The organism is Buttiauxella sp. 3AFRM03 (assembly GCF_003675305.1).
Lineage (GTDB): Bacteria > Pseudomonadota > Gammaproteobacteria > Enterobacterales > Enterobacteriaceae > Buttiauxella > Buttiauxella ferragutiae.
Genome location: NZ_CP033076.1, coordinates 4,006,931 through 4,031,737 on the forward strand (window position 1 = coordinate 4,006,931; position 24,807 = coordinate 4,031,737).

At 50.3% G+C, this 24,807-nt stretch carries 22 protein-coding genes and 1 pseudogene; 15 read left to right on the plus strand and 8 right to left on the minus strand.

The window, feature by feature from the left end; translation table 11 throughout:
* Positions 1–40: 40 nt before the first annotated feature.
* Positions 41–850, plus strand: coding sequence for a tRNA cyclic N6-threonylcarbamoyladenosine(37) synthase TcdA (tcdA, locus tag D8682_RS20145; RefSeq protein ID WP_064543823.1), 810 nt, complete (start codon positions 41–43; stop codon positions 848–850).
* Here tcdA and csdE read toward each other — a convergent pair.
* Both csdE and csdA read right to left on the minus strand, forming a co-directional pair.
* On the minus strand, positions 841–1,281 hold the full coding sequence (gene csdE / locus D8682_RS20150) for a cysteine desulfurase sulfur acceptor subunit CsdE (protein ID WP_121814997.1): 441 nt from the start codon (positions 1,279–1,281) through the stop codon (positions 841–843). The genes tcdA and csdE overlap by 10 nt on opposite strands.
* Entirely contained in the window at positions 1,282–2,487 is a 1,206-nt protein-coding gene (gene csdA / locus D8682_RS20155; RefSeq protein WP_121814998.1) for a cysteine desulfurase CsdA, read from the minus strand. It abuts the gene before it with no gap.
* 194 nt (positions 2,488–2,681) lie between these two features.
* On the opposite strand from csdA, the gene D8682_RS20160 reads away from it, so the two are divergent.
* The 4 genes from D8682_RS20160 to rlmM all read left to right on the plus strand — a co-directional run bounded on the left by D8682_RS20160 (position 2,682) and on the right by rlmM (position 5,753).
* Complete coding sequence (locus tag D8682_RS20160) at positions 2,682–2,909, plus strand: YgdI/YgdR family lipoprotein (RefSeq protein ID WP_064543829.1); 228 nt, start codon at positions 2,682–2,684, stop codon at positions 2,907–2,909.
* A 388-nt stretch (positions 2,910–3,297) separates the two neighbouring features.
* The gene (gene gcvA, locus D8682_RS20165; protein WP_064543831.1) at positions 3,298–4,215 is read left to right on the plus strand and encodes a glycine cleavage system transcriptional regulator GcvA; all 918 of its coding nucleotides are present in this window, start codon (positions 3,298–3,300) and stop codon (positions 4,213–4,215) included.
* 49 nt (positions 4,216–4,264) lie between these two features.
* Complete coding sequence (locus D8682_RS20170) at positions 4,265–4,660, plus strand: DUF423 domain-containing protein (protein ID WP_064543833.1); 396 nt, start codon at positions 4,265–4,267, stop codon at positions 4,658–4,660.
* Positions 4,653–5,753 (plus strand): 23S rRNA (cytidine(2498)-2'-O)-methyltransferase RlmM, encoded by a 1,101-nt coding sequence (gene rlmM, locus D8682_RS20175; RefSeq protein WP_064543835.1) that lies wholly within the window; start codon positions 4,653–4,655, stop codon positions 5,751–5,753. The genes D8682_RS20170 and rlmM overlap by 8 nt, the downstream gene beginning before the upstream one ends.
* Before the next feature lie 78 nt (positions 5,754–5,831).
* Here rlmM and xni read toward each other — a convergent pair whose 3' ends face one another.
* Positions 5,832–6,602 carry a flap endonuclease Xni gene (gene xni / locus D8682_RS20180; RefSeq protein ID WP_064543844.1) on the minus strand — a complete coding sequence of 257 codons (771 nt, stop codon included), beginning with the start codon at positions 6,600–6,602 and terminating at the stop codon, positions 5,832–5,834.
* Between the two features lie 220 nt (positions 6,603–6,822).
* Here xni and D8682_RS20185 point away from each other — a divergent pair, with 220 nt between their 5' ends.
* A complete protein-coding gene (locus tag D8682_RS20185; RefSeq protein ID WP_064543837.1) occupies positions 6,823–8,007 on the plus strand; it encodes a PLP-dependent aminotransferase family protein in 1,185 nt (394 codons plus the stop codon).
* A gap of 53 nt (positions 8,008–8,060) precedes the next feature.
* On the opposite strand, the gene kdgT is transcribed toward D8682_RS20185, so the two are convergent.
* A complete protein-coding gene (gene kdgT, locus D8682_RS20190) occupies positions 8,061–9,053 on the minus strand; it encodes a 2-keto-3-deoxygluconate transporter (RefSeq protein ID WP_121814999.1) in 993 nt (330 codons plus the stop codon).
* Between the two features lie 409 nt (positions 9,054–9,462).
* On the opposite strand from kdgT, the gene kduI reads away from it, so the two are divergent.
* The gene (gene kduI, locus D8682_RS20195) at positions 9,463–10,299 is read left to right on the plus strand and encodes a 5-dehydro-4-deoxy-D-glucuronate isomerase (protein WP_120063204.1); all 837 of its coding nucleotides are present in this window, start codon (positions 9,463–9,465) and stop codon (positions 10,297–10,299) included.
* A gap of 485 nt (positions 10,300–10,784) precedes the next feature.
* On the opposite strand, the gene D8682_RS20200 is transcribed toward kduI, so the two are convergent.
* The 4 genes from D8682_RS20200 to queF form a co-directional block, all read right to left on the minus strand.
* The gene (locus D8682_RS20200) at positions 10,785–12,149 is read right to left on the minus strand and encodes an L-serine ammonia-lyase (protein ID WP_121815000.1); all 1,365 of its coding nucleotides are present in this window, start codon (positions 12,147–12,149) and stop codon (positions 10,785–10,787) included.
* Positions 12,150–12,218: 69 nt separating this feature from the next.
* Complete coding sequence (locus D8682_RS20205; protein WP_064543846.1) at positions 12,219–13,517, minus strand: HAAAP family serine/threonine permease; 1,299 nt, start codon at positions 13,515–13,517, stop codon at positions 12,219–12,221.
* A 486-nt stretch (positions 13,518–14,003) separates the two neighbouring features.
* Complete coding sequence (gene ppnN / locus D8682_RS20215) at positions 14,004–15,368, minus strand: nucleotide 5'-monophosphate nucleosidase PpnN (protein ID WP_121815002.1); 1,365 nt, start codon at positions 15,366–15,368, stop codon at positions 14,004–14,006.
* A gap of 115 nt (positions 15,369–15,483) precedes the next feature.
* A complete protein-coding gene (gene queF / locus D8682_RS20220) occupies positions 15,484–16,326 on the minus strand; it encodes an NADPH-dependent 7-cyano-7-deazaguanine reductase QueF (protein WP_121815003.1) in 843 nt (280 codons plus the stop codon).
* A 67-nt stretch (positions 16,327–16,393) separates the two neighbouring features.
* On the opposite strand from queF, the gene syd reads away from it, so the two are divergent.
* From syd to D8682_RS20260, 8 genes and pseudogenes are all read left to right on the plus strand, one after another.
* Positions 16,394–16,942, plus strand: a complete 549-nt coding sequence (gene syd, locus D8682_RS20225) for a SecY-interacting protein (protein WP_064543852.1) — start codon at positions 16,394–16,396, stop codon at positions 16,940–16,942.
* Between the two features lie 670 nt (positions 16,943–17,612).
* The gene (locus D8682_RS20230; protein ID WP_121815004.1) at positions 17,613–17,942 is read left to right on the plus strand and encodes a YqcC family protein; all 330 of its coding nucleotides are present in this window, start codon (positions 17,613–17,615) and stop codon (positions 17,940–17,942) included.
* The gene (gene truC / locus D8682_RS20235; RefSeq protein WP_064543856.1) at positions 17,942–18,712 is read left to right on the plus strand and encodes a tRNA pseudouridine(65) synthase TruC; all 771 of its coding nucleotides are present in this window, start codon (positions 17,942–17,944) and stop codon (positions 18,710–18,712) included. Before D8682_RS20230 ends, truC begins: the two co-directional genes overlap by 1 nt.
* 27 nt (positions 18,713–18,739) lie before the next feature.
* Entirely contained in the window at positions 18,740–19,189 is a 450-nt protein-coding gene (locus tag D8682_RS20240) for a flavodoxin (RefSeq protein WP_064543857.1), read from the plus strand.
* Positions 19,190–19,526: 337 nt separating this feature from the next.
* On the plus strand, positions 19,527–20,888 hold the full coding sequence (locus tag D8682_RS20245; protein WP_064543859.1) for an MFS transporter: 1,362 nt from the start codon (positions 19,527–19,529) through the stop codon (positions 20,886–20,888).
* Positions 20,885–22,252 (plus strand): enolase C-terminal domain-like protein, encoded by a 1,368-nt coding sequence (locus D8682_RS20250; RefSeq protein WP_121815005.1) that lies wholly within the window; start codon positions 20,885–20,887, stop codon positions 22,250–22,252. The genes D8682_RS20245 and D8682_RS20250 overlap by 4 nt, the downstream gene beginning before the upstream one ends.
* 1 nt (position 22,253) lies before the next feature.
* Positions 22,254–23,588, plus strand: a complete 1,335-nt coding sequence (gene gudD / locus D8682_RS20255) for a glucarate dehydratase (protein WP_121815006.1) — start codon at positions 22,254–22,256, stop codon at positions 23,586–23,588.
* 72 nt (positions 23,589–23,660) lie between these two features.
* Positions 23,661–24,805: pseudogene (locus D8682_RS20260) on the plus strand (glycerate kinase).
* The last annotated feature ends 2 nt before the right edge of the window (positions 24,806–24,807 follow it).

Here is a 24,807-nt window from a genome sequence, read left to right on the forward strand (position 1 = left end):
CCGCAAGAACACCCGCAAAGATTTTTCCGAGGATAACGTAATGTCTGTAGTGTTGACTGATGCCTGGCTGCAACGCTTTGGTGGTACTGCTCGTTTGTATGGCCGCAATGCCCTACAACTGTTTGCGGATGCGCATGTTTGCGTGATTGGCATTGGTGGCGTCGGCTCCTGGGCGGCAGAAGCACTGGCACGTACCGGTATCGGTGCGATTACGCTTATCGATATGGATGATGTTTGCGTGACCAACACCAACCGCCAGATTCACGCATTGCGCGATAACGTCGGGCAGGCCAAGACCGAAGTGATGGCGGCGCGTATTCGTGAAATTAACCCGGAATGCCGCGTCACGGTAGTGGATGACTTTATTACTGCGGAAAATACCGCGCAGCTGCTTAATCAAGGTTTTAGCTACGTTATTGACGCTATTGATAGCGTGCGCCCTAAAGCGGCTCTGATCGCTTACTGTCGACGCAATAAGATCCCGCTGGTTACAACCGGTGGAGCAGGCGGGCAAATCGATCCTACGCAGATTCAAGTGGTCGATCTGGCGAAGACTATTCAGGATCCGCTGGCAGCAAAACTGCGCGAAAGACTAAAAAGTGATTTTGGCGTGGTGAAGAACAGTAAAGGAAAGCTCGGTATTGATTGCGTGTTTTCCACCGAAGCGCTGGTTTATCCGCAGGCTGATGGTTCAGTGTGTGCAATGAAAAGTACCGCCGATGGCCCGAAACGTATGGACTGTGCATCCGGTTTTGGTGCGGCAACGATGGTCACCGCCAGCTTTGGTTTTGTGGCGGTGTCCCATGTTTTAAAGAAAATGATGGCAAAAGCGGCGCGGAATCAGGGCTGAACCGCGGTACGAACGGCTTGCGCTAATGCCGCAAGCCCGCTGCTGCGCGAGGCGCTTAGCTGATTGCGCAGCCCTAAATCATCGAACAGGGTGAGCGGATCGTCATTCAGCAACTGTTCAGCCGTTTTCCCCTCGATTGCTGTGAGTAACACCGCCAGCAAACCGCGAACAATTCGCCCCTCACTATCCCCATAGAAATGCAGCGTGCCATTTGCCTGCAGGCTGTGACCCAACCAGACTCGGTTTTCACAGCCTGCAATTTCTATCTCATCGCGTTTGAGGTCTGCGGGAAGTGCCGGAAGTTGTTTCCCCAGCAGTATCAGCTGGCGATATTTATCTTCCCACTGCTGCAACGGAGCAAAAGTGTCTCGTAAACTGTCAGCGGTGATCGATGTGCCAAAAGGGTGACCGGCTAAAAATCCACTTGTCATTTAATCCACCAAAATTTCCAGCGCGTTGTCGATGGCTTTGACCAGCGCATCGACATCAGCCTGCGTATTGTAGGGGGCAAAAGAAGCACGCAAGGTGCCAGCAACACCCAATGCGGCAAGCAAAGGCTGAGCACAATGCTGGCCAGCACGCAGTGAAATGCCCGATTCAGCCAACAGTGTAACCATGTCGTTGTGGTGAACACCTTCAAAATCAAATGCTAACAGGCTCGAGTCCTGGCAGCGGAAGCTGCGAAAACCCGGTCGCTTTGCCAGTTCTGCTTCGGCAAGCGTCGCCAGCCCACGGCTATATGTTTCAGCTTCGGTTAAATCAACGCTTTCGAGCCACTCAAGTGCTGCACTCAGGCCAATAACTCCCGCAACGTTTGGCGTACCCGCTTCAAAACGATATGGCACAGGCTGCGTTTTAAAGCCTTCAAATGAGACATGCGTAATCATTTTCCCGCCGCCTAGCCACGGAGACATCTCTTCGAGCAGCGCAGTTTTTCCATAGAGCGCACCGATGCCGGTTGGGCCATACAGTTTGTGGGCGGAGAAAGCGTAAAAATCGATATCTAACGCTTGTACATCCGGTGGGCAATGCACCACACCTTGTGCGCCGTCAACCATGACAGCAGCGCCTGCTTCATGGGCAAGTGTAATCGCTTTGGCCAGATCCGGGCAGCCGCCGGTGACGTTAGACATTTGCCCCAACGCGAGGATTTTGGTTCGTGCGTTAAGTAACGCGGGCAATTTGCTTAAATCGGCGAGGTAATCTTTGCCAAGCGGTAGCTTGATAATTTTCGCGCCAGTTTGTTCTGCAACCATTAACCACGGCACAAAGTTGGCGTGGTGCTCGGCTTCGCTAACAATAATTTCGTCGCCAGCTTGTAGGCGAGGGCGTGCGTAGCATTGAGCGACCATGTTGATCGCTTCGGTAGTGCCACGTGTCCAGACGATGTCTTTGCCCGAAGGTGCGTTGAGCAGCGCAGCGACGCTATCACGAGCGGCTTCATAACGCTCAGTAAGGCGTTGTGCTTCGGCAAATTGGCTACGATGAACATTACCGGCGCTCAGGCTATAAAACTGCTGAGTCGCTTCAATGACGGCGAGAGGTTTAAGGGTGGTTGCGGCACTATCGAGATAGACACCAGCATCAGCCAGCGCCGGAAACTGGCTGCGAAAACTGGCGGGATTGAATGTTTTCATGATTTTCCTCGTATCACTATGAGACGATCGTGGCGCATTTGTCTTAATCGCACAAGGGATCAATGACCTTCGGAATAGTCTGCTTAGCCAGGCAAGCTCGTGAAAGAGGGTTATGCTGAATAATGTTAGGTGAATCTTTCACCCTGGTTATTTTTAAGAGTTAATCAGCATTAATCGCTACTAAGGAGAAGAATATGAACAAGGCAGCCGCAGCAGTATCAGCAGGTCTAATGGTTCTTGCTCTTTCAGCATGTTCAAGCCCGAACTACGTGATGCACACCAATGATGGTCGAAGCATCGTCGCTGATGGCAAACCTCACACCGATGACGAGACAGGGATGATTCAGTACAAAGATGCTAATGGGAACAAACAGCAGATTAACCGTACTGACGTCAAAGAGATGGTTGAGTTGGAACAGTAATCTTTTTGCTCAAACTTCAGGTTGTTCAAACTACAGATTACTCAAACTACAGGCAAAAAAAAGCACCGCAATTAGCGGTGCTACATTAATCACTATGGACAGACAGGGTAAATGTACAGGAAGTGAAAAAGGGGTAGCGAAGCTACCGGGGTCTGGAATGCCAGACCAATTGCAAACACAACAACACAACATCACAACCGTAAGCCAAAAGCCCTCCGAAACACGCATTCCAGATAACTTTTCGTTCCGGCTCAGGAAGTGACGCCACTATAGGTATTTGCTGGTGCATCCTCAACGGACAATTTATAATGGCTCAGATAAAAAAAACTAATAGGTTAATTAAGTTCACCTATTTGTTAATAGACTTTAACATTTAAGCCAATCAACTATGTCCAAGCGTTTGCCACCTTTAAATGCCTTACGTGTCTTTGATGCTGCAGCTCGTCACCTGAGTTTTACTAAAGCGGCCGAAGAATTATTCGTGACTCAGGCCGCCGTGAGCCACCAGATAAAGTCCCTGGAGGATTTTCTGGGCCTAAAATTGTTTCGTCGTCGCAACCGCTCGTTGCTGCTGACGGAAGAAGGGCAGAGTTACTATCTGGACATCAAAGAGATATTCTCACAGTTAACCGAGGCCACTCGTAAGCTGCAGGCTCGTAGCGCCAAGGGGGCGTTAACGGTCAGTCTGTTGCCAAGTTTTGCCATTCATTGGTTAGTGCCACGCCTCACTAGCTTTAATACAGCTTATCCGGGAATCGACGTTCGTATACAGGCGGTTGACCGTCAGGAAGATAAACTTTCAGATGATGTCGACGTCGCGATTTTTTACGGACGCGGCAACTGGCCGGGCTTGCGTGTGGAAAAACTGTACGCAGAGTATCTGCTACCGGTTTGTTCACCCATGCTGTTAACGGGCGACAAGCCGATCAAAACCCCAGAAGATTTAGCCCATCATACTTTGCTGCATGATGCGTCTCGTCGTGACTGGCAGACCTACACCCGCCAATTGGGGGTAAGCCATATCAATGTGCAGCAAGGTCCGATATTTAGCCACAGCGCGATGGTGCTGCAGGCTGCGATTCACGGGCAAGGCATTGCTTTAGCAAATAATGTGATGGCGCAATCGGAAATTGAAGCGGGTCGTTTGGTTTGCCCATTCAATGATGTTCTGGTGAGTAAAAATGCCTTTTATCTTGTTTGTCATGACAGCCAGGCAGAACTGGGTAAAATAGCGGCCTTCAGGCAGTGGATTCTGGCGAAAACCGCGAGCGAACAAGAAAAATTCCGTTTTCGCTACGATCAATAAGCAAACCAGTGCGTAGGCATGCCACTACGCCTTACTTTAGGGTTACACCATGACCAGCCGATTCATGCTGATTTTTACTGCGATTAGCGGTTTTATCTTTGTCGCCCTCGGCGCCTTTGGGGCACATGTATTAAGCAAAACGCTTGGTGTTGTTGAGATGGGGTGGATTCAAACCGGTCTCGAATATCAAGCATTTCATACATTAGCGATTTTTGGTCTGGCCGTTGCCATGCAGCGCCGGATCAGCATTTGGTTTTACTGGAGCAGCGTATTTATGGCGCTCGGTACTGTTCTATTCAGCGGCAGTCTTTATTGCCTGGCGCTGTCTCACTTACGCCTGTGGGCGTTTGTTACTCCCGTCGGTGGGATGAGTTTTCTCGCCGGTTGGATCTTGATGTTGATTGGTGCAATGCGCCTGAAACGTAGGGGCGCAAGCCATGAATAAAGTTATTTTGTACTGCCGACAAGGTTTTGAGAAAGAGTGTGCGGCAGAGATTACCGATAAAGCCAACCAGCGTGGCGTGTACGGTTTTGCACGTGTAAAAGAAAACAGCGGTTATGTGGTTTACGAATGTTATCAGCAAGATGATGCTGACAAACTGGCGCGTGAATTGCCGTTCAGGGATTTGATCTTTGCCCGTCAAATGTTCGTTGCCAGTGAACTGCTTAAAGATCTTCCAACCGACGATCGCATTACACCGATCACCGGCATGTTGACGGGTATGGTCGAGAAAGGCGGCGATCTACGCGTGGAAGTGGCCGATACCAATGAAAGCAAAGAACTGATGAAGTTCTGCCGTAAGCTGACAGTGCCATTGCGCACCAGCCTGCGCGAAGCCGGTATTCTGACCAACTACGAAACGCCAAAACGCCCGGTAGTGCATGTGTTCTTTATTGCACCGGGTTGCTGCTACACCGGTTATTCGTATACCACGAACAACTCGCCTTTCTATATGGGCATCCAGCGTCTGAAATTGCCTTCCGAGGCACCAAGCCGTTCAACGCTGAAACTGGAAGAAGCTTTCCATACTTTCATTCCTGCTGATGAGTGGGACGAGCGTCTGGCAAACGGGATGCACGCCGTTGACCTTGGAGCCTGTCCTGGCGGTTGGACTTACCAATTAACGCAACGCAACATGTGGGTTTGTTCCGTCGATAACGGCCCAATGGCGCAAAGCCTGATGGACACCGGGCAAGTGACCTGGTTGCAGGAAGATGGTTTTAAATATAAGCCAACCCGCAACAACATTTCCTGGATGGTTTGCGACATGGTTGAGAAACCGGCGAAAGTGGCGAGTCTGATGGCGACGTGGTTAGTGAATGGCTGGTGTCGCGAAACCATTTTCAACCTCAAGTTGCCAATGAAGAAGCGCTATGAAGAAGTGTCGCAAAACCTGGCGTTGATTCATGAAAAACTGGCAGAACATGGTATCAGCGCCGAGATTCAGGCACGCCAGTTGTACCATGACCGTGAAGAGGTGACTGTACACGTGCGCCGTATGTGGGCTGCAGTGGGCGGCCGTCGCGACGAGCGTTAATTTAATCACCCTCACCCCGGCCCTCTCCCTCAGGGAGAGGGGGAAAACCAGACGGTTCCCTCTTCCTGTGGGTGGGGGCTAGGGTGAGGGCGTTCCACCTGGTAAACGTAACTGCTGCAAATTCCCATCAAGCACCAGGTCCGTCTGCAACTTTGCCACCTGGCGGCTGATAAAAGCACTTTCCCGATGCTGTTCTAACTTCTTACGCCACTTCTCCGGGACTTCATCCAGCCGTTCGTACAGTGCTTCCAGCGTAGAAAATTGAGTGATCAGTTGTGTGGCACTTTTCGGCCCGATCCCCGGAACGCCGGAAATTTTGCTGCTGCTTATCCCCGCAAGTCCCCAGAAATCAGCGAGCTGTTCAGGCTGCACGCCATATTCCTGCGCAATAAACGGCGCGTCGAGCCAGCGTTTTTGGAAATAGTCGCGGATTTGAATGGTTGGCGCGAGTAACTGGCAAAAACCTTTATCAGTCGAGACAATGGTGGCGCGATGCCCACTTGCTGCTACTTTTACAGCGAGGGTTGCTGCCAGATCATCTGCTTCATTTCCTTGAGAATGCCAACACGCCACGCCTCTTTTGGCGAAGGCTGCACGTAATATTGGCATTTCTTGATGTAAGGTATCTGGCATTGGCGCACGGCCAGCTTTATAGTCTGGCAAGACCTGATGTCGCCAGCCTTCGCGGCGGTCCTCGTCATCAAACACGGCGACAGCGTGGGTGGGCTGACTGTGTGTTATCAGCGCATCCAGAGCGTGCAGGCAAGTATCAACGCAGGGTGAGCCTTGAACCGCATGAATCCGGCGTATTAAATTCAGGGCATCAACGATAAGTAAATGAATCATCATGGATATTTCGCTTTCAACATTCGCTTTGCACACACTAACATTTCTGTGGGGTGACCGCGAATACGAAAGGTTGATTCAGGAAAGCCGCTCGCAATAAATACATTGCTAACAAATTAGGTTGCTATGTAATACCCATTAGCATTCGAGTTGCAGCCAACACCCCTGCGGCTTGAAGGATGATGGGGATATTTTTAATGAATAAAAAATCAGAGATAACAACATGAGTCATAGTTCACACCTTGCACAACGTATTCAGGCCCTACAACCTTCAGCAATCAGAGAATTGTTAAAGCACAGCAAAATGCCAGGCGTTATTTCCCTTGCTGGTGGCATTCCTTCCAGTGAGTTATTCGATAAAGAAGGTCTGGGCATTGCGACACAAAAAGTGGTCGCTGAGAACTTTAACGACGCGTTTCAGTACGGTTTGACTGAAGGTACTGTCGAATTGCGTCAGCAATTAGTCGGGTTGTGCCAGGAACGGGGAATTACCACCAACCCGGAGCAGCTGCTGATTACCTCTGGTTCACAGCAAGCACTGGATTTGTTGATGCGTGCGTTAGTGAACCCTGGCGATGTTTTTGTTGTTGAACGCCCGACTTATCTGGCAACACTGCAAATTCTCAGCCTGAATGAAGCCGATGTGAAATCAGTTGGCAGCGACGAGCACGGTATGAAAGTCGATGAGCTTGAGGAATTGCTGAAAACCACGCGTATCAAAGGCGTCTATCTGGTGCCAACGTTCGGTAACCCAAGCGGCACAACGTTGAGTGCCAGCCGTCGTGAGCAACTGGTCAAACTGGCCGAAGAGCATCATTTCGTCATCGTTGAAGATGACCCGTACGGTGCGATTAGCTTTACCGATACCCGTGAGAAAACCTTGCTGCAAGTCGCCACTGAACGTGGCAGCCAGGAAAACGTGGTTTATACCTCGACGTTTTCTAAAATCCTGGCGCCAGGGCTGCGTGTTGGCTGGATTGTGCTGCCAGAGTGGATGAAGCAAAAAGTGGCTATCATTAAACAAGCTACCGATTTGCACGCCAACTCATTTACGCAATCACTGGTATCGGCGTACCTCACGCTGGATCGTCTGAACCCGCAGATTGAGCTGATTCGCGAAGCGTATAAGAAGAAGTGCTTGAGTTTATCGAAGTTCTTACATCAGGAACTGAGCGAGCACATTACCTTTAACCAGCCGCAGGGCGGGATGTTCCTGTGGGCAGCTTTCCGCTATGAATTTGATACCACGCGTTGGTTACAGCAGACACTGGAAAAAGGCGTGGTGTATGTGCCTGGTGAGTTCTTCTTTAGCGATCATGCAGACAAAAAAACGCTGCGTTTCTCTTACGCTACGGCCACAGAAGAACAGCTTTATGATGCTGTTCAGCGACTGAAGTCCGCGCTATAAAATAAAAAATGGAGCCGAAAGGCTCCATTTTATTATGCAATTAAAGAACAATATTAATGAGATAACTCGACTGGCTCATCGTCATTATTATTTTTGGCAGTACCACCCATACGTTTTGAATACAGTGCGGTAATAATTGGCACCAGAATCGCGGTCACAATCACGCTGGCTGCAACCAGCGCTGTTGCTGAAGCTGCAACCGGTGCAAATGATGGGTTGATCTGCGCAATGATTACCGGGTTTGCCACTGCAGCACCTGCTGCGGAAGAGGCGGCGATACCTGCTGTACCGTTGCCGCCACCAATGAATTTATCTGCCAGAATCAACGGAATACCGGTGATAATGATAACTGCCACACCCAGAATGATACCTAGCAGGCCAGTGTCCCAAATCACACCCAGGTTGATGGTGTTACCCAGCGCAAAGCCGAAGAATGGAATCAGTACCGGCGTTGCTTTGCTGAAGAAAGTACGGAAATCGTGGTCAAGGTTACCTAATGCAAAACCAATCAGGAATGGCAGGGTTGCACCGATAAAGTGGTGCGGTTCAAAAGAGCCCAGACCGGCTGCACCCAGAATAACCATGGTCATCAGTGGGCCAGATTCCAGCGACATCAGAACAAAAGCACCCGATTCTTCTTTAGTACCATACTGGTTCATCAGGCTCGCATACAGGCCGCCGTTGGTCATGTCCATCGCAGAAACGAGGGCCAGAACAGACAAACCTGCAAACATCCCCGTCTGAATGCCACCTTCAGGAATAAACGAGGCGGCAACCATTGCCACAACCCAGGCCACGGCAATTTTAGTCAGAACCAGCGTACCGGACTTACGCAGTACCGTGCCGGTTGCACGTAGATCTATAGAGGCTCCAATACAGAAGAACCAAACCGCCAGAATGGGAACGGTGCCAGTGATCATCCCTTTAGTAAATGAACCAAAATATGCGCCAGTGTCTGGAGCGAAAGTATTCAGCATTGCCCCAAGTAACAACGGGACTAGCATCATCCCACCAGGAATGCGTTCAATGGTGGCTTTAATTTTCATGGTAATTCCTTATTATTTTTTCATTATATACAAAGTGTTAATGAAAAAATTTCGTAATAATTAACGGTGAGAGCCGTTTGTATTCCTTGGTTGTATAGAGTGTCAGGTCAGTGATGTTGTTTGCTCTGAATGGCTGTTTCATTAACCTTATCGAGTGATTTACCGTAGCATCATGCCTCGGTGATGATCTCTCCAGACAAACTATCCATCCATTGGAATGATGATTCAATCAAATTGAAACGATATTTCAATTTGGATCACATTATTTTTCTATTCAGGTGATAAACTGTCTAAGTGGTGCGGTTAAATGTGGATTCTTTGTGATCAACAATATTTTAATTGCTAAATTTTTATTAATAGTAATGAGTGTTTCTTTTATTACGCTCATTAATCCCAGTAAGGAAAAGTAATGGACATTCGTCAAAGCATTCATAGTGATCATGCAAAAACCCTGGATACTGCGGGCTTACGTAAAGAGTTTCTGATTGAAACCATCTTTACCGCTGATGAGTACACCATGACTTACAGCCACATCGACCGCATCATTGTTGGTGGTGTCATGCCCGTCACTCGCACTGTGAGTGTTGGCGGTGAAGTCGGTAAGCAGTTGGGCGTAAGCTACTTCCTTGAGCGTCGCGAGCTGGGGGTTATCAACATTGGCGGCCAGGGCACCATTACTGTCGATGGGACTTGCTATGAAATCGGTACCCGCGATGGTTTATATGTGGGTAAAGGCGCTAAAGAAGTGGTGTTTGCCAGCATTGATCCGGCAAACCCTGCACGTTTCTATTACAACTGTGCTCCTGCTCATACCACTTACCCAACTAAGCGTGTGACTCCAGCCGATGTTGCTCCGGTGACTTTGGGCGACAGCGTTACCAGCAACCGTCGTACTATTAACAAATACTTCGTTCCAGATGTGCTGGAAACCTGCCAGTTGAGCATGGGTTTGACCGAGCTGGAACCAGGTAACCTGTGGAACACCATGCCTTGCCACACGCATGAGCGCCGTATGGAAGTTTATTTCTACTTCGGTCTGGAACAAGATAGCTGTGTCTTCCACATGATGGGCCAGCCGCAAGAAACTCGTCACATCGTGATGCAGAATGAGCAAGCTGTGATTTCCCCGAGCTGGTCAATTCACTCAGGTGTGGGTACGCGTGCGTACACATTTATCTGGGGTATGGTGGGTGAGAATCAGGTGTTCGATGATATGGATCACGTGAAGGTAGGCGACTTGCGCTAGTCGATTTTTGGGTGAGGAGTTGTTTGTTTCCCCTCACCCTAACCCTCTCCCAAAGGAGAGGGGATTGTCCAGTTTTCTCCCTATCCTAAAGGCTGTCTTTTAGTCACATCTTTGAGGGCCGCTTCCTGCCAAGCCGGAGAAGGTTCCGTTCACCAGGCGAAAGTGTATTTATGTCGCCACGGAACCGGTGAACGTCTTAGGGTAACCACCGTCGTCACCCTAAGAACCCGGACTCCCGGCGATTGATTTTCCGGGCGCCTGGATTATCAAGGGGTTGGCGTTAACACCTTGATACGTTCACCGTTTTCTAGAATTAAAGAGATAACTGAACGCACGGGTGAACGGAAAATCAGCGAGGCTTGCAGATCTTACCCTGACAAAATTGCCAGGGCGAGTTGTGTATAAGAGACAGATCCTAAAGGAGAGGGGATTGTGCGGTTTTCTCCCTCTCCCGTGGGAGAGGGGCGGGGTGAGGGCAATGATCCCTAATCGCAGGAAACTTTCATCGCCAGGCCACCGCGTGATGTTTCACGGTATTTGGCGTTCATGTCCTTGCCAGTTTCGTACATCGTTTCAATGACTTTATCGAGACAGACTCGTGGTTCACTGGTACGGCGCAGTGCCATACGAGCCGCATTCACTGCTTTCACCGCAGCAATCGCATTACGCTCGATGCATGGTACCTGAACTTGTCCGGCAACCGGGTCGCAAGTCAGACCGAGGTTGTGTTCCATACCAATTTCAGCCGCAATACAAACCTGAGTAGGGCTACCGCCCAGTAACTCAGCAAGACCCGCCGCCGCCATTGAACAGGCCACGCCAACTTCGCCCTGGCAGCCCACTTCGGCTCCTGAAATCGAAGCATTCATCTTATACAACGAACCAATTACACCTGCGGCAAGGAAGTATCGTGCACAAGAGTTAGTGTTCACTTCACGGATAAATTTGTCGTAATAGGCCAGAACCGCAGGAACGATACCGCAAGCGCCGTTAGTCGGTGCGGTGACAACACGCCCACCTGCGGCGTTTTCTTCGTTCACCGCCAGTGCAAACATGTTAATCCAGTCGACAACTGCCATTGGATCGGAGTTGTTCTTATCGCTGCTGACCAACATTCTGCGCAATGCCGCAGCACGACGAGGTACGCGCATCTTCCCCGGTAGCACGCCTTCGGTGGTGATACCACGTTCAATACCGCTGCGCATCACATCCCAGACATTGGCAAAGTGCGCGTCGATTTCAGCCTGTGGGCGCATTGCACGTTCGTTAAGCATCATCAAACCAGACAGCGAAAGCCCGGTATCTTTGCAATGACGCTGTAAATCAACCGCGCTTTTATACGGATACGGGACGGCAACTTGTTGAGTGTCTTCCACACCAAAATGCGCTTCATCAACGATAAAACCGCCGCCGATAGAGTAATACGTTTGGCTGTAGATAACGCTTTCGCCCGCGAGCGCGGTAATGCGCATCCCGTTTTCATGCAGTGAAAGGTTGTCTTCGTGGAAGTTCATGCAGCTATCGACCGGGAATTCCACTTCATGCTGACCGTTGGCTAACAGCAGACGACCGTGTGTATTCACATCCTGAATGAAATCAGGGATAGCATCGATATCGACAGTGTCCGGCAGATTACCTGCCAGGCCCATAATAATGGCGATATCGGTATGGTGACCTTTACCGGTGAGGGAAAGTGAACCGTAGACATCTACGACGACACGGGTGACGTTGTGCAAAATCCCTTGCGTTTTCAAATCGTCAGCAAATTGAAAACCGGCTTTCATCGGGCCGACGGTATGGGAACTGGATGGGCCAATACCGATTTTGAAAATATCGAATACGCTAATCATGTTGCGTCCGTTGCCTGAGTAACTTTAGAAGCGAAAAAACCGCCCGCATGAGCAGGCGGTTTAGAGCGGTTAGATGAACAGAGAGTATAAAGAGTAAGAGATAGCAGAAATAGCGACCAGACCCATAATTACCACAAATACATTACTGATATGACCACTGTATTTGCGCATGGCTGGGACTTTCTGAATCGCGTACATCGGCATCAGGAACAGAATCATCGCGATGATTGGGCCGCCGAGGGTTTCAATCATACCCAGAATGCTTGGGTTCAGAGTGGCAACAATCCATGTTGTCACCAGCATAAAGATCGCGGTAATGCGGTTCAGTTTACTCACTTCAATGCTCTTACCTTTACCACGCAGGGATTTGATAATCATCCCGTTGAAGCCTTCACGCGCACCTAAGTAGTGGCCGAGGAAGGATTTGGTAATGGCCACAATCGCGATAATCGGTGCCATCCAGGCAATAACTGGCGCGTTAAAGTGGTTAGCCAGGTAAGACAGAATTGAGATGTTCTGTGCTTTTGCTTCAGCCAGGTTTGCTGGAGACAGGCTCAGTACGCAGCTGAATACGAAGAACATCACGGTAATCACCATCATGATGTGTGCGTATGACAGGATGCGAGAACATTTCTTCTCAGCGTCTTCGCCGTATTCATTACGTTTTGCTACCGCAAAAGCAGAAATGATAGGTGAGTGGTTGAAGGAGAACACCATCACTGGGATTGCCAGCCACAAAGTCATCCACAGGCCGCTGCCTGTTGCCGGTGAGGCGCTGAAAGACATAGTTTCAAATGCGGCACTGCTCCAGTTAGGAATCAGATACAACGCCAGAACCATCAGTGCGGCAACAAACGGGAACACCAGAATGCTCATCGCTTTAACAATCATCTGCTCGCCGAAACGAACGATGGTCATCAGGCCAACGATTAGCAGCAGAGATAACAGCGCACGTGGCGGTGAAACCATACCCAACTGGTGAGTGATGAAGCTATCGACGGTATTGGTGATTGCTACGCTGTAGACCAGCAGAATCGGGTAGATAGCAAAGAAATAAAGCAGAGTGATGACTTTACCTGCCCCCACACCGAAGTGTTCTTCAACAACTTCAGTAATGTCTTCACCAGGGTTTTTGCCTGACAGCACGAAGCGAGTCAGCCCGCGGTGGGCGAAGAAGGTCATCGGGAATGCCAGAATCGCCATGATGAACAGCGGAATCAGGCCGCCAACGCCGGCGTTAATTGGCAGGAATAATACGCCTGCGCCAATCGCTGTGCCATACAGGCCCAGCATCCACATGGTATCGGACTTGCGCCATGAGCTTTTGCTCTCGGCTGCGGCAATACTGCCGGTTTGAGTGGTTTCCATCTACTACTTCTCCAAAGGAACATATTGATTCGAAATCTGAGTCAACCGCGATGTATTGCCATTGACCACTGAAACTAAATGCTGTTTCACGGCGCTTTTATAGTAATTTTTGCCAGTGATAATCAGAGGGCGGAAAGATACATTCATGACGTCAATTCATCAGTGATCAAGATCGCAATTGTAAGAATCCACTATTTGTGTGGTTTTTTTGCAGTTTTTATGTCTGCATTTGAGATTTTGATTGATATTTATACCCTTAAAAGTGTTTTATTTTAGATAATAAACCGTCGTTTCATTTTTATCGTGTAGCGTAATTGTCTGTATAAACACGGTTTCTGGAACGAGTGCGCACAAAATCATCACCTTTTGTGTAGATGAATATGCTGATACCGGTAACACTATGGTTGGAGGAATTGACGGTAATTTGTCAGAAAAAGTGGGAGAAATTCAGGAAAAAAAAGGGCGGAGTTGCTCCGCCCTGGGGATTCAGGTACAGATTTCGTAGCAAGGAATGTAGGCACTGCCTGGTAATTTCATGCGGTGCTGGGCAACAAAGCCTTTCAGCAGATCGTCCATGCGCTTCATCATTTGTACGTCGCCGTGGATTTTATACGGCCCGTACTGTTCAATTGCGCGGATCCCACCTTCTTTAACGTTACCCGCAACAATGCCAGAAAACGCCCGGCGCAAAGAGGCGGCCAGTTGTTCTGCCGGTTGATCCGGGTACAACTTGAGGTTAGCCATGTTTTCATGGGTTGGCTCAAACGGGAGTTGTAGATCTGGCACAATACGAATCGACCAGTTAAAGCTGTAAGCATCGCCAGTTTCACGGCGATTCTCTTTCACTCTTGGCATCGCTTTTTTCATCTGACGTGCCACTTCAGCCGGGTCGTCGATAATGATTTGATAATGACGACGCGCCTGCTCACCCACGGTATTGACGATAAATTCGTCCAGTACGCGGAAGTAATCAGCACTCTCTTTTGGTCCGGTTAAAATTAATGGCAGCACTTGATCGTGATTGTGCGGGTTCATCAAAATACCGAGCAGATAAAGCAGCTCTTCTGCAGTACCCACGCCACCCGGGAAGATGATGATGCCATGCGCGATACGAACAAACGCTTCAAGGCGTTTTTCGATATCCGGCATGATGATCAGCTCGTTCACCAGCGGGTTTGGTGGCTCAGCAGCAATAATTGACGGTTCCGTCATACCGATAAAACGGCTTTCTCTGTAACGTTGCTGCGCATGACCCACCGCTGCACCTTTCATGGGCGCTTCCATCGCACCTGGGCCACAACCGGTACAGATGTTGAGCTCACGCAGGCCTAATTGAGTACCGACGCGACGCGCATAGAGATATTCGTTTTCGTTAATGGAGTGGCCGCCCCAGCAAACGACAAGGTTTGGCGCTTCGCCAACATGTAGTGCGCGGGCATTGCGTAAAATCGAGAACACCATATTGGTGATATTGGCAGGGTCTTCCAGGTCGAGATTCTGGAAGCGACCAGCGCTAGAAAGCTGGCCGTTGACGAACAAAATATCGCGCAACACGGCAAACAGGTTAGCTTGCAAAGCCCGGATGATTCGCCCATCGACAAAAGCGTCATCAGGCGGATTTATGAGTTCGAGTTTGACACCACGCTCACGGCGCAAAATGTTGATATCGAAGTTTTCGTAACGCGACAACAGCTCTTTACTGCTATCCGTCTGGCTTCCTGAGTTAAGTACGGCAAGTGAACAATTGCGAAACAGTTGATAAAGGTCGCTACTGGCCGTGCGTTTAAGCATATCGACTTCCAGTTGCGACAACATATCCATTGAGCCTAGCGGGCTAATATGTGTAATCAAGTTAACTCCTTACGAAGCGTAAAGTGCTGCTCCCAATGATTACAATAGCCCTGGCGCGTTGAATTTAACAACCTGAAAACTACATTCCCTCCGCAGGCTGCGAGGTGTTTCGCACTTATTGACGAACCAGACGGCCAAATGCCGGATGGAAATCGGTATTTGTACGCCACGGGTTGATGTCCAGACCGCCGCGACGAGTGTAACGTGCATACACGCTCAGGCTTTGCGGCGCACAGAAATGCTGGATGTCGTTGAATATGCGCTCAACACACTGCTCGTGGAATTCGTTATGCTGGCGGAACGAAATGAGATAACGCAGCAGCTTTTCGCGGTCGATACGTGGGCCACGGTAGCGAATTTGAACAGAGCCCCAATCCGGCTGATGGGTAATCAGGCAGTTGGATTTCAGCAGATGACTGACCAGCGTTTCTTCGACAATCTCATCGCCCGCCGCACCGCTCAGGTAATCGGCGTTAAATTCGTAATTCTCAATCGTGATATTTTGCTCATCAATACACTCGCCAGTGAACGCGGCGATCTCCTGGCCTTCAAGCTCATGCAGGCGGAATAGCACCACGCTGACGTCGCCTTGTGCACAGGCACTTAAATCGCGTCTTAAGGCTTCTTCGACGGCTTCCCAATCGGCAAATTGCGTCTGGTTAAAGCTGTTCAAATAGAGTTTGAAGCTTTTGGACTCGACCAGGTTTACGCTGTTGGCATCAAGCTGTACATGCCCAACGGCGACCTGCGGCAAACCGTTGCTGTTTAGCCAGGACAGTTCGTATAGCGTCCAGATATCGCCGCCACTAAACGGTAGGTTATCCGCCTGTAGGCCGAGTGGATCACGATTCAGGCTACGTGGTACGGCTTGTAATAACGACGGTTGGTATTGATCCTGGTAAGCGGTTGGCTTACCTAGCGTCAGGCCGCTCAGCGCCTGGTGTTTTTCATAAGACATGTGTCACCGATAGAATGCAGGTACAATTGGTCTTTATTGTACCGCACCTTGAGAGAGTGAGAAATTGGTGGATAACGACGTACGTCAGGCGCTGGAAGATTTTACGAATCGCTTTTGTCACGCATGGCGTGAACAGGCTGGGGGATGGCCCGCGAGTGAAGAACTCTATGGTGTACCTTCACCATGTATCGTGACGACAACCGGTAATGATGTGCGCTGGCAACCACAGCCTTTTACTCCTGCAAACGATCTCAGCGCAGTCGAACGGGCGATGGATATAGCTCTGCAAGCTGGTGCGCATCAGTTTTATACCACTCAGTATGCTGGCGACATGCCCGCTTTGTCTGGTCATCAGGCATTAACGCTTTTGCAGGCCTGGAGCGAAGAGGATTTTCAGCGCGTTCAGGAAAATCTGATTGGCCATCTGGTGACACAAAAGCGCCTGAAGCTCTCTCCGACTCTGTTCCTTGCTACCACGCCTGACGAAATGGAAGTGGTTTCACTTTGCAATCTCACGGGAGAAGTCGTGCTGGAAAAAATCGGCACTAAACAGCGGACAACACTCGCACCGTCATTGAGTTTGTTCCTTCAGGAGCTTCAACCGCAGGTCATTTAAGCGTTGATCGCTGCTGAGTTTGTGAGAGATCTCTTACACAAGCTGTAAGAGATCTCTAACTTTTCATTCGGAGTTTTATTGATAATTAATGTAATAGTTGTTATTTATTAATTGGTTGCGTTGATTTCTTGTCGCTTTTGAATGAAAGGAAACGTAAGCATTGGTTGTGAGTGCCTTGCGAGATTGAACGAAATAGAGGATTCTATGTCCGTCGACAGGATGTCGGGAAATGAAGGAGATGTCAGGATGATGTCACTTCATTGAAGAAGGGGAACACACCAGGATGGTGTTACACGGAAGGCTTCATGATGAAGCAAGGAGCACTCAGGAAGAGTAAGGGACACCTCCAGGATGGAGAATGAGAACCGAGCCAGGACGTTCGGTGGGTCTGGAAGACTAAAGGATATTGCATCAGGACGATGCCGGAACACCTCAGGATGATGGTAGCAGGACGCGAGTACGATGGATTGTAGGTCAGGAGACCACAGGACATAGTTGTCACGGACGAGCAGGGAGCAACAAAAGTAGCCGGATTAGCTGCGAAACGAACCGGGAGCACTGTTTATACAGTGCTCCCTTTTTTTATGCTTTTTTCACCCGCACTAAGAAATCATGAAAGTAAGAAGTGGTATGCTTGCCGGCTTCTTTTTAACTGATGCCTGAGGTTTTCATGGAACGCCACGCGCTGGTTCGCCAGCATCTACAGATCATCGAACAGGTTTTGCGTGACCATCAACTTTGGCAGGGCTGCGCCCCGAGTGCCGAAGCCTTTGAAAGCACGCAACCATTTTGCCTGGATACTCTGCAACCGACCGAATGGCTGCAATGGGTTTTGATCCCGCGTATGCACGCCCTGATTGAGGCGCAACACCCTTTGCCCGCTGATTTCGCCGTAGCACCCTATTACGAAATGGCGCTCGATGCGGCACACGCTGGCCGTGAGCCGCTATTAAAAGCCCTGCAAGAACTCGATGCGCTGTTTGCGAGCGACAAATCCTGATGCTGGAAATTATTTATCAGGATGAATGGCTGGTGGCGGTGAACAAACCCTCGGGTTGGTTAGTCCACCGAAGCTGGTTGGACAGGCATGAAACCGTGTTTGTGATGCAAACCGTGCGCGACCAAATCGGTAAGCACGTCTTTACCGTTCACCGTCTCGACAGGCCCACTTCCGGCGTCTTATTGATGGCGCTTTCCAGTGAAGTCGCGCATTTGTTATCCCAGCAATTTGAAAATCACCAAATCCAGAAACGCTACCATGCGGTTTCTCGTGGCTGGCTGGAAGATGAAGCGGTGCTTGATTACCCGCTGGTTGAAGAGCTGGACAAAATCGCCGATAAAAAGGCGACACAGAATAAAGACCCGCAACCAGCAGTTACGCATTATCGCGGTCTGGCAACGGTTGAAATGCAAGTCCCGGTTGGCCGCTACCCAACGGCACGCTATAGCCTGGTAGAACTGGAACCTAAAACCGGTCGAAAACACCAGTTACGCCGCCATTTATCGCATTTACGCCATCCCATTATTGGTGATTCCAAACATGGTGATTTGCGCCAGAACCGTGGTGCTGCCGAGCATTTTGGCTGTGAACGTTTAATGTTGCACGCAAGTCAGCTTTCGTTGACTCACCCGATTACCGGTGAACCTTTATGCTTAAGGGCAAATCTTGATGATACCTGGATGCAGATGATGTCACAGTTTGGCTGGCGCGGATTGCTCAGTGATATAGAAAGGGTTGAGTTTGTGGCGAGCAACGGCCAGGATGAATAATACAGCCGTAACGCAAGGAGTTAACTGATGGCCGAAGTGGGGATTTTTGTCGGAACAATGTACGGAAACTCGCTGTTGGTGGCGGAAGAAGCCGAAGCGATTCTAAAAAAGAAAGGTCATAAAGCCACAGTATTCGAAGATCCTGAGCTGGCAGACTGGCAGAAATATCGCGACCAATATGTGCTGGTTGTCACTTCAACCACCGGTCAGGGCGATTTGCCAGACAGCATCGTCCCTCTGTTTCAGGCAATTAAAGATGAAGTCGGATACCAGCCTGAATTGCGTTACGGTTTGATAGCGTTAGGTGACAGCAACTACGAACATTTTTGTGGTGGCGGTAAACAATTCGATACCTTGCTACAAGAGCAGGGCGCAAAACGCATTGGCACCGTGTTAGCCATTGATGCCAATGATCATCCTGAGCCAGAAGCTGTCTCCAACCCATGGGTTGAGCAGTGGGCTGCGTTGTTAGATTAAGCCAATATCCTGGGTGGATTAGCGCCAGCGACATCCACCACTTTGCAGTGAACCCTGAACGTGATTTACCCCTCCTGGTTATAGTGTTGTTTCAAAAATCGTGAACCATCCCGCAACGTGTTGGACAGACGCCATAAAGTGCTCATTTAGCGAGCGGTAAACTTGTGTCTTTGCACGATGAGGCGTTGTAACTCCCTTCATATACTTTCTCTCGGTCAAATATAAAAACCACAGATACAGATTCACAAAAATACTGTGGACAGGCCAATACCTCATTCTGATAACCCTACAAGTGCAGAATGGACTGTAGCTAAAAGCTATGTTTCAGGAGTGCCACATGAATACAATTAGCCAGGCAGCGAGCGTTGCTGAAAAAAGAACCAACGCTCGTTATTGGATAGTAGTAATGCTCTTCATCGTCACCTCGTTTAACTATGGCGACCGCGCCACGCTATCGATTGCCGGTTCCGAAATGGCAAAAGATATTGGCCTTGACCCGATTGGCATGGGTTATGTGTTCTCTGCATTTTCATGGGCATACGTCATCGGGCAAATCCCCGGCGGCTGGTTGCTGGATAAATTCGGTTCAAAACGCGTTTACTTCTGGTCGATCTTTATTTGGTCGATGTTTACCTTGCTGCAAGGTTTCGTCGACATCTTCAATGGCTTTGGCATCATCATCGCGCTGTTTACCTTGCGCTTCCTGGTGGGGCTGGCCGAAGCACCTTCTTTCCCTGGCAACAGCCGAATCGTCGCAGCGTGGTTCCCGGCACAAGAACGCGGCACCGCGGTGTCCATTTTTAACTCCGCACAGTATTTTGCCACCGTTATCTTCGCGCCAATCATGGGTTGGCTGACCCACGAAGTGGGCTGGTCACATGTGTTCTTCTTTATGGGCGGGCTGGGCATCATCATCAGCTTCGTGTGGCTAAAAGTGATTCATGAGCCGAATAACCATCCAGGCGTAAATCAAAAAGAACTGGAATACATCGAAGCCGGCGGCGCGCTGATCAACATGGATCAGAAGAAAGCCAAAGAACATATCCCAATGGCGCAGAAGTGGGGGCAGATCAAACAGTTGATCGGATCACGCATGATGATTGGGATCTATATCGGCCAGTATTGTATCAACGCCTTAACTTACTTCTTCATTACCTGGTTCCCGGTTTACCTGGTACAGGAAAAAGGGATGTCGATACTGAAAGCCGGTTTTGTGGCTTCTGTTCCAGCGGTGTGTGGGTTTGTCGGCGGTGTGCTCGGTGGTGTGATTTCAGACTGGCTGATGCGCCGCACCGGTTCGTTAAATATTGCGCGTAAAACGCCAATCGTACTGGGGATGTTGCTCTCCGTCAGCATGGTGTTCTGTAACTATGTCGAATCAGAAATGATGGTTGTCGGCTTTATGGCAATGGCGTTCTTCGGCAAGGGTATTGGGGCACTGGGCTGGGCTGTTATGGCCGATACCGCACCAAAAGAGATCAGTGGCTTGAGCGGCGGCCTGTTTAACATGTTCGGTAATGTCTCCGGCATCGTGACGCCAATTGCTATCGGTTACATTGTCGGCACAACCGGTTCATTTAACGGCGCGCTGATCTACGTTGGGGTTCACGCAGTTATCGCGGTACTGAGCTACCTGGTCATTGTTGGCGATATCAAACGTGTTGAACTGAAACCTGTCACGGTAGGGCAATCATCATGAATACTCAGGCAAGCCCGATTATTACTGATATGAAAGTCATTCCGGTGGCGGGGAATGACAGCATGCTGCTGAATATTGGCGGTGCGCACGGCGCCTTTTTCACCCGTAATATTGTGGTGCTCACTGATAACGCCGGGCATACCGGTGTGGGTGAAGCGCCAGGCGGCGAAGTGATTTATCAGACGCTGGTGGATGCGATACCGCAGGTCGTCGGGCAAGAAGTTGCGCGAATGAATCGCGTGGTGCAAAACGTCCACCAGGGTAACCAGGCAGCGGATTTCGATACCTTCGGTAAAGGTGCATGGACGTTTGAATTACGAGTAAATGCAGTGGCGGCGCTGGAAGCCGCACTGCTCGACTTACTCGGCAAGGCGTTGAATGTCCCGGTTTGTGAGCTATTAGGGCCTGGCAAACAGCGCGATGAAGTCACTGTGCTGGGTTACCTGTTCTATATCGGCGATCGCAACAAAACTGATTTACCGTATCTGGAAGGGCAACATGCCCGTCACGACTGGTACGAGTTACGCCATCAGGAAGCGTTGGGTAGCGAGTCGATTGTGCGGCTTGCAGAAGCTGCGCATGACCGTTATGGATTCAAAGATTTCAAACTCAAAGGCGGTGTACTGCCTGGCGAGCAAGAACTGGATGCCGCAAGTGCACTGAAAAAGCGTTTCCCGGATGCACGAATTACCGTTGATCCGAATGGGGCATGGCTACTCGATGAAGCCATCGCGTTGTGCAAAGGCATGAGCGATGTGCTGACCTACGCTGAAGATCCCTGTGGTGCGGAGCAAGGTTATTCCGGACGCGAGATCATGGCTGAATTCCGCCGTGCCACAGGTTTACCGGTGGCGACCAATATGATTGCCACCAACTGGCGTGAAATGAGCCACGCAATCATGCTCAATGCCGTCGATATCCCGTTAGCCGACCCACATTTCTGGACGCTCAGCGGTGCTGTTCGTGTGGCGCAGATGTGCGATGAATGGGGCCTGACGTGGGGTTGCCATTCCAATAATCATTTCGACATCTCACTGGCGATGTTTACCCACGTTGGCGCAGCGGCGCCTGGCAAACCGACCGCCATCGACACGCACTGGATTTGGCAGGAAGGTGACCAACGCCTGACGAAAAACCCGCTGCAAATCGTTAACGGCAAAATTGCTGTTCCGGACGCTCCTGGATTAGGTGTGGAACTAGACTGGGAACAGGTGCAGAAAGCCCACGAAGTGTATAAATCCCTTCCGGGTGGCTCGCGCAATGACGCGACGGCAATGCAATATCTGGTGCCGGGCTGGAAGTTTGATCGTAAACGCCCGGCATTTGGCCGCAACTCATCCATCTTGATGAAAAGGAATAAATAACATGACAACCTCAACCCCGAAAGTCACCGCAATGCAGGTTATTCCTGTTGCGGGTCACGACAGTATGCTGATGAACCTCAGCGGTGCGCACTCGCCATTCTTCACCCGTAATATTGTGATTATCAAAGATAACTCAGGCCATACCGGCGTGGGTGAAATTCCGGGTGGCGAGAAAATCCGTCAGACCCTTGAAGAAGCCGCCGCGTTGGTGATTGGCAAAACTCTGGGCGAATACAAGAATATCCTCAACCTGGTGCGTGCAGAATTTGCCGACCGTGATTCTGGTGGCCGTGGGTTACAGACCTTTGATTTACGCACCACCATTCACGTGGTGACGGGTATTGAATCGGCCATGTTGGATTTGCTTGGGCAGCATTTGGGCGTGAATGTGGCATCTTTACTCGGCGATGGGCAACAGCGTAGCGAAGTCGAAATGCTCGGCTATTTGTTCTTTGTCGGCAATCGCAAACAAACACCACTGTCCTATCAAAGCCAGCCTGATGAGAAATGCGACTGGTATCGCATTCGCCACGATGAAGCGATGACGCCCGATTCAGTGGTGCTCCTGGCAGAAGCGGCCTATGAAAAATATGGTTTCAATGACTTCAAACTTAAAGGTGGCGTATTAGCCGGTAGCGAAGAAGCCGAAGCGGTGACCGCGCTGGCAAAACGTTTCCCACAAGCGCGTGTGACGCTGGACCCGAACGGTGCCTGGTCGCTTGACGAAGCGATTAGCATTGGCAAGCAACTGCGGGGTGTGCTGGCGTATGCAGAAGATCCGTGTGGCGCGGAACAAGGTTATTCAGGCCGTGAAATTATGGCTGAATTCCGCCGTGCGACTGGTCTGCCGACCGCAACCAATATGATTGCCACCGATTGGCGTCAGATGGGCCACACGCTTTCGTTGCAATCAGTCGATATTCCGCTGGCTGACCCGCATTTCTGGACCATGCAAGGTTCGGTACGTGTCGCGCAGATGTGCCACGAATTTGGCCTGACCTGGGGCTCGCATTCCAACAACCACTTCGACATTTCGCTGGCAATGTTCACCCATGTCGCCGCCGCAGCACCTGGTAAAGTCACCGCGATCGACACGCACTGGATTTGGCAGGAAGGCAATCAGCGCCTGACAAAACAGCCTTTCGAAATTAAAGGCGGCATGGTGCAGGTGCCAACTACCCCTGGCCTGGGCGTGGAGTTGGATATGGATCAAGTGATGAAAGCGCACGAGCTTTATCAGCAACATGGTCTGGGCGCGCGCGATGACGCAATGGCTATGCAGTACTTGATCCCACAATGGACTTTCAATAATAAACGACCTTGCATGGTGCGTTAGACTATAGCTAATCCTTCTTACAAAAGAGATTTTGTAGGTTGGATTAGCGTAGCGACATCCGACGGAAGGCACATGAAAATTGTAATCGCACCAGATTCATACAAGGAGAGCCTCAGTGCTCTGGAAGTAGCGACACAGATTGAAGCAGGGTTTCGGGAAATCTTCCCTGAAGCCTGCTATGTGAAGTTACCCATCGCTGATGGGGGGAAGGGACTGTTGAGGCGATGGTGGCCGCAACAAACGGTGACATCATTGAAGTGGATGTCACTGGGCCACTGGGTGACCCTATCCACTCTTTTTATGGAATTTCAGGCGACCGGCAGCAAGCCTTTATCGAAATGGCAGCGGCGAGTGGTCTGGAGCAAGTTGCACCTGAACTGCGTAACCCGATGAATACCACGTCGTGGGGAACGGGTGAGTTGATTCGTTATGCGCTCGACAGCGGCGTGCAAAGTATCCTGATTGGGATTGGCGGCAGCGCTACCAACGACGGTGGTATCGGCATGGTACAGGCGCTGGGCGCGCGTTTGCTCGACAGCGACGGCGAGCCATTGGGACTGGGAGGCCGGGAAGTTGCGCGCCTGGCCTCCATCGACATTTCCGGGCTGGATAAACGGCTGAAAGCGTGTCGTATCGAAGTTGCGTGTGATGTCACTAACCTGTTGACCGGCAAGGAAGGGGCGTCGGCGGTATTTGGCCCACAAAAAGGCGCCACTCCTGAAATGGTCACTAAGCTCGACCAGGCGCTGGAGCACTACGCAAAAATCATTTCCCGTGATCTCGATATTGACGTCATGATGCTTTCCGGTGGCGGTGCGGCGGGAGGTATGGGCGCGGCACTTTTTGCTTTCTGCGGTGCGCAATTGCAACAAGGTATTGAGATAGTCACTAGAGCGTTGAAACTAGATGAACTGGTGCGTGATGCAGATCTGGTGATTACCGGAGAAGGCCGTATTGATAGCCAGTCAATTCATGGCAAAGTGCCGATCGGCGTGGCAAAAGTAGCGAAGCGCTATAATATCCCGGTTATTGGGATTGCCGGAAGTTTAACGCCAGATGTAGCCGTGGTGTACGGCCATGGCCTGGATGCAGTTTTCAGCGTGTTGTATCGCATTTGTACGCTGGATGAAGCATTGAACGAAGCCGGAGATAATCTGCGAATGGCTGCACGAAATATCGCGGCAACCATTGCGATAGGTAAACACAAAACCTTCTGAAT

Bases quoted from the DNA above. Each gene is read 5' to 3' on its own strand.
- D8682_RS20200 (WP_121815000.1), bottom strand. From the start codon at position 12,149: ATGATTAGCGTATTCGATATTTTCAAAATCGGTATTGGCCCATCCAGT.
- csdE (WP_121814997.1), bottom strand. From the start codon at position 1,281: ATGACAAGTGGATTTTTAGCCGGTCACCCTTTTGGCACATCGATCACC.
- D8682_RS20230 (WP_121815004.1), top strand. From the start codon at position 17,613: ATGGAACGCCACGCGCTGGTTCGCCAGCATCTACAGATCATCGAACAG.
- rlmM (WP_064543835.1), top strand. From the start codon at position 4,653: ATGAATAAAGTTATTTTGTACTGCCGACAAGGTTTTGAGAAAGAGTGT.
- csdA (WP_121814998.1), bottom strand. From the start codon at position 2,487: ATGAAAACATTCAATCCCGCCAGTTTTCGCAGCCAGTTTCCGGCGCTG.
- D8682_RS20185 (WP_064543837.1), top strand. From the start codon at position 6,823: ATGAGTCATAGTTCACACCTTGCACAACGTATTCAGGCCCTACAACCT.
- xni (WP_064543844.1), bottom strand. From the start codon at position 6,602: ATGATGATTCATTTACTTATCGTTGATGCCCTGAATTTAATACGCCGG.
- D8682_RS20160 (WP_064543829.1), top strand. From the start codon at position 2,682: ATGAACAAGGCAGCCGCAGCAGTATCAGCAGGTCTAATGGTTCTTGCT.
- kdgT (WP_121814999.1), bottom strand. From the start codon at position 9,053: ATGAAAATTAAAGCCACCATTGAACGCATTCCTGGTGGGATGATGCTA.
- D8682_RS20245 (WP_064543859.1), top strand. From the start codon at position 19,527: ATGAATACAATTAGCCAGGCAGCGAGCGTTGCTGAAAAAAGAACCAAC.
- truC (WP_064543856.1), top strand. From the start codon at position 17,942: ATGCTGGAAATTATTTATCAGGATGAATGGCTGGTGGCGGTGAACAAA.
- D8682_RS20250 (WP_121815005.1), top strand. From the start codon at position 20,885: ATGAATACTCAGGCAAGCCCGATTATTACTGATATGAAAGTCATTCCG.
- kduI (WP_120063204.1), top strand. From the start codon at position 9,463: ATGGACATTCGTCAAAGCATTCATAGTGATCATGCAAAAACCCTGGAT.
- tcdA (WP_064543823.1), top strand. From the start codon at position 41: ATGTCTGTAGTGTTGACTGATGCCTGGCTGCAACGCTTTGGTGGTACT.
- gcvA (WP_064543831.1), top strand. From the start codon at position 3,298: ATGTCCAAGCGTTTGCCACCTTTAAATGCCTTACGTGTCTTTGATGCT.
- queF (WP_121815003.1), bottom strand. From the start codon at position 16,326: ATGTCTTATGAAAAACACCAGGCGCTGAGCGGCCTGACGCTAGGTAAG.
- D8682_RS20170 (WP_064543833.1), top strand. From the start codon at position 4,265: ATGACCAGCCGATTCATGCTGATTTTTACTGCGATTAGCGGTTTTATC.
- D8682_RS20205 (WP_064543846.1), bottom strand. From the start codon at position 13,517: ATGGAAACCACTCAAACCGGCAGTATTGCCGCAGCCGAGAGCAAAAGC.
- D8682_RS20240 (WP_064543857.1), top strand. From the start codon at position 18,740: ATGGCCGAAGTGGGGATTTTTGTCGGAACAATGTACGGAAACTCGCTG.
- gudD (WP_121815006.1), top strand. From the start codon at position 22,254: ATGACAACCTCAACCCCGAAAGTCACCGCAATGCAGGTTATTCCTGTT.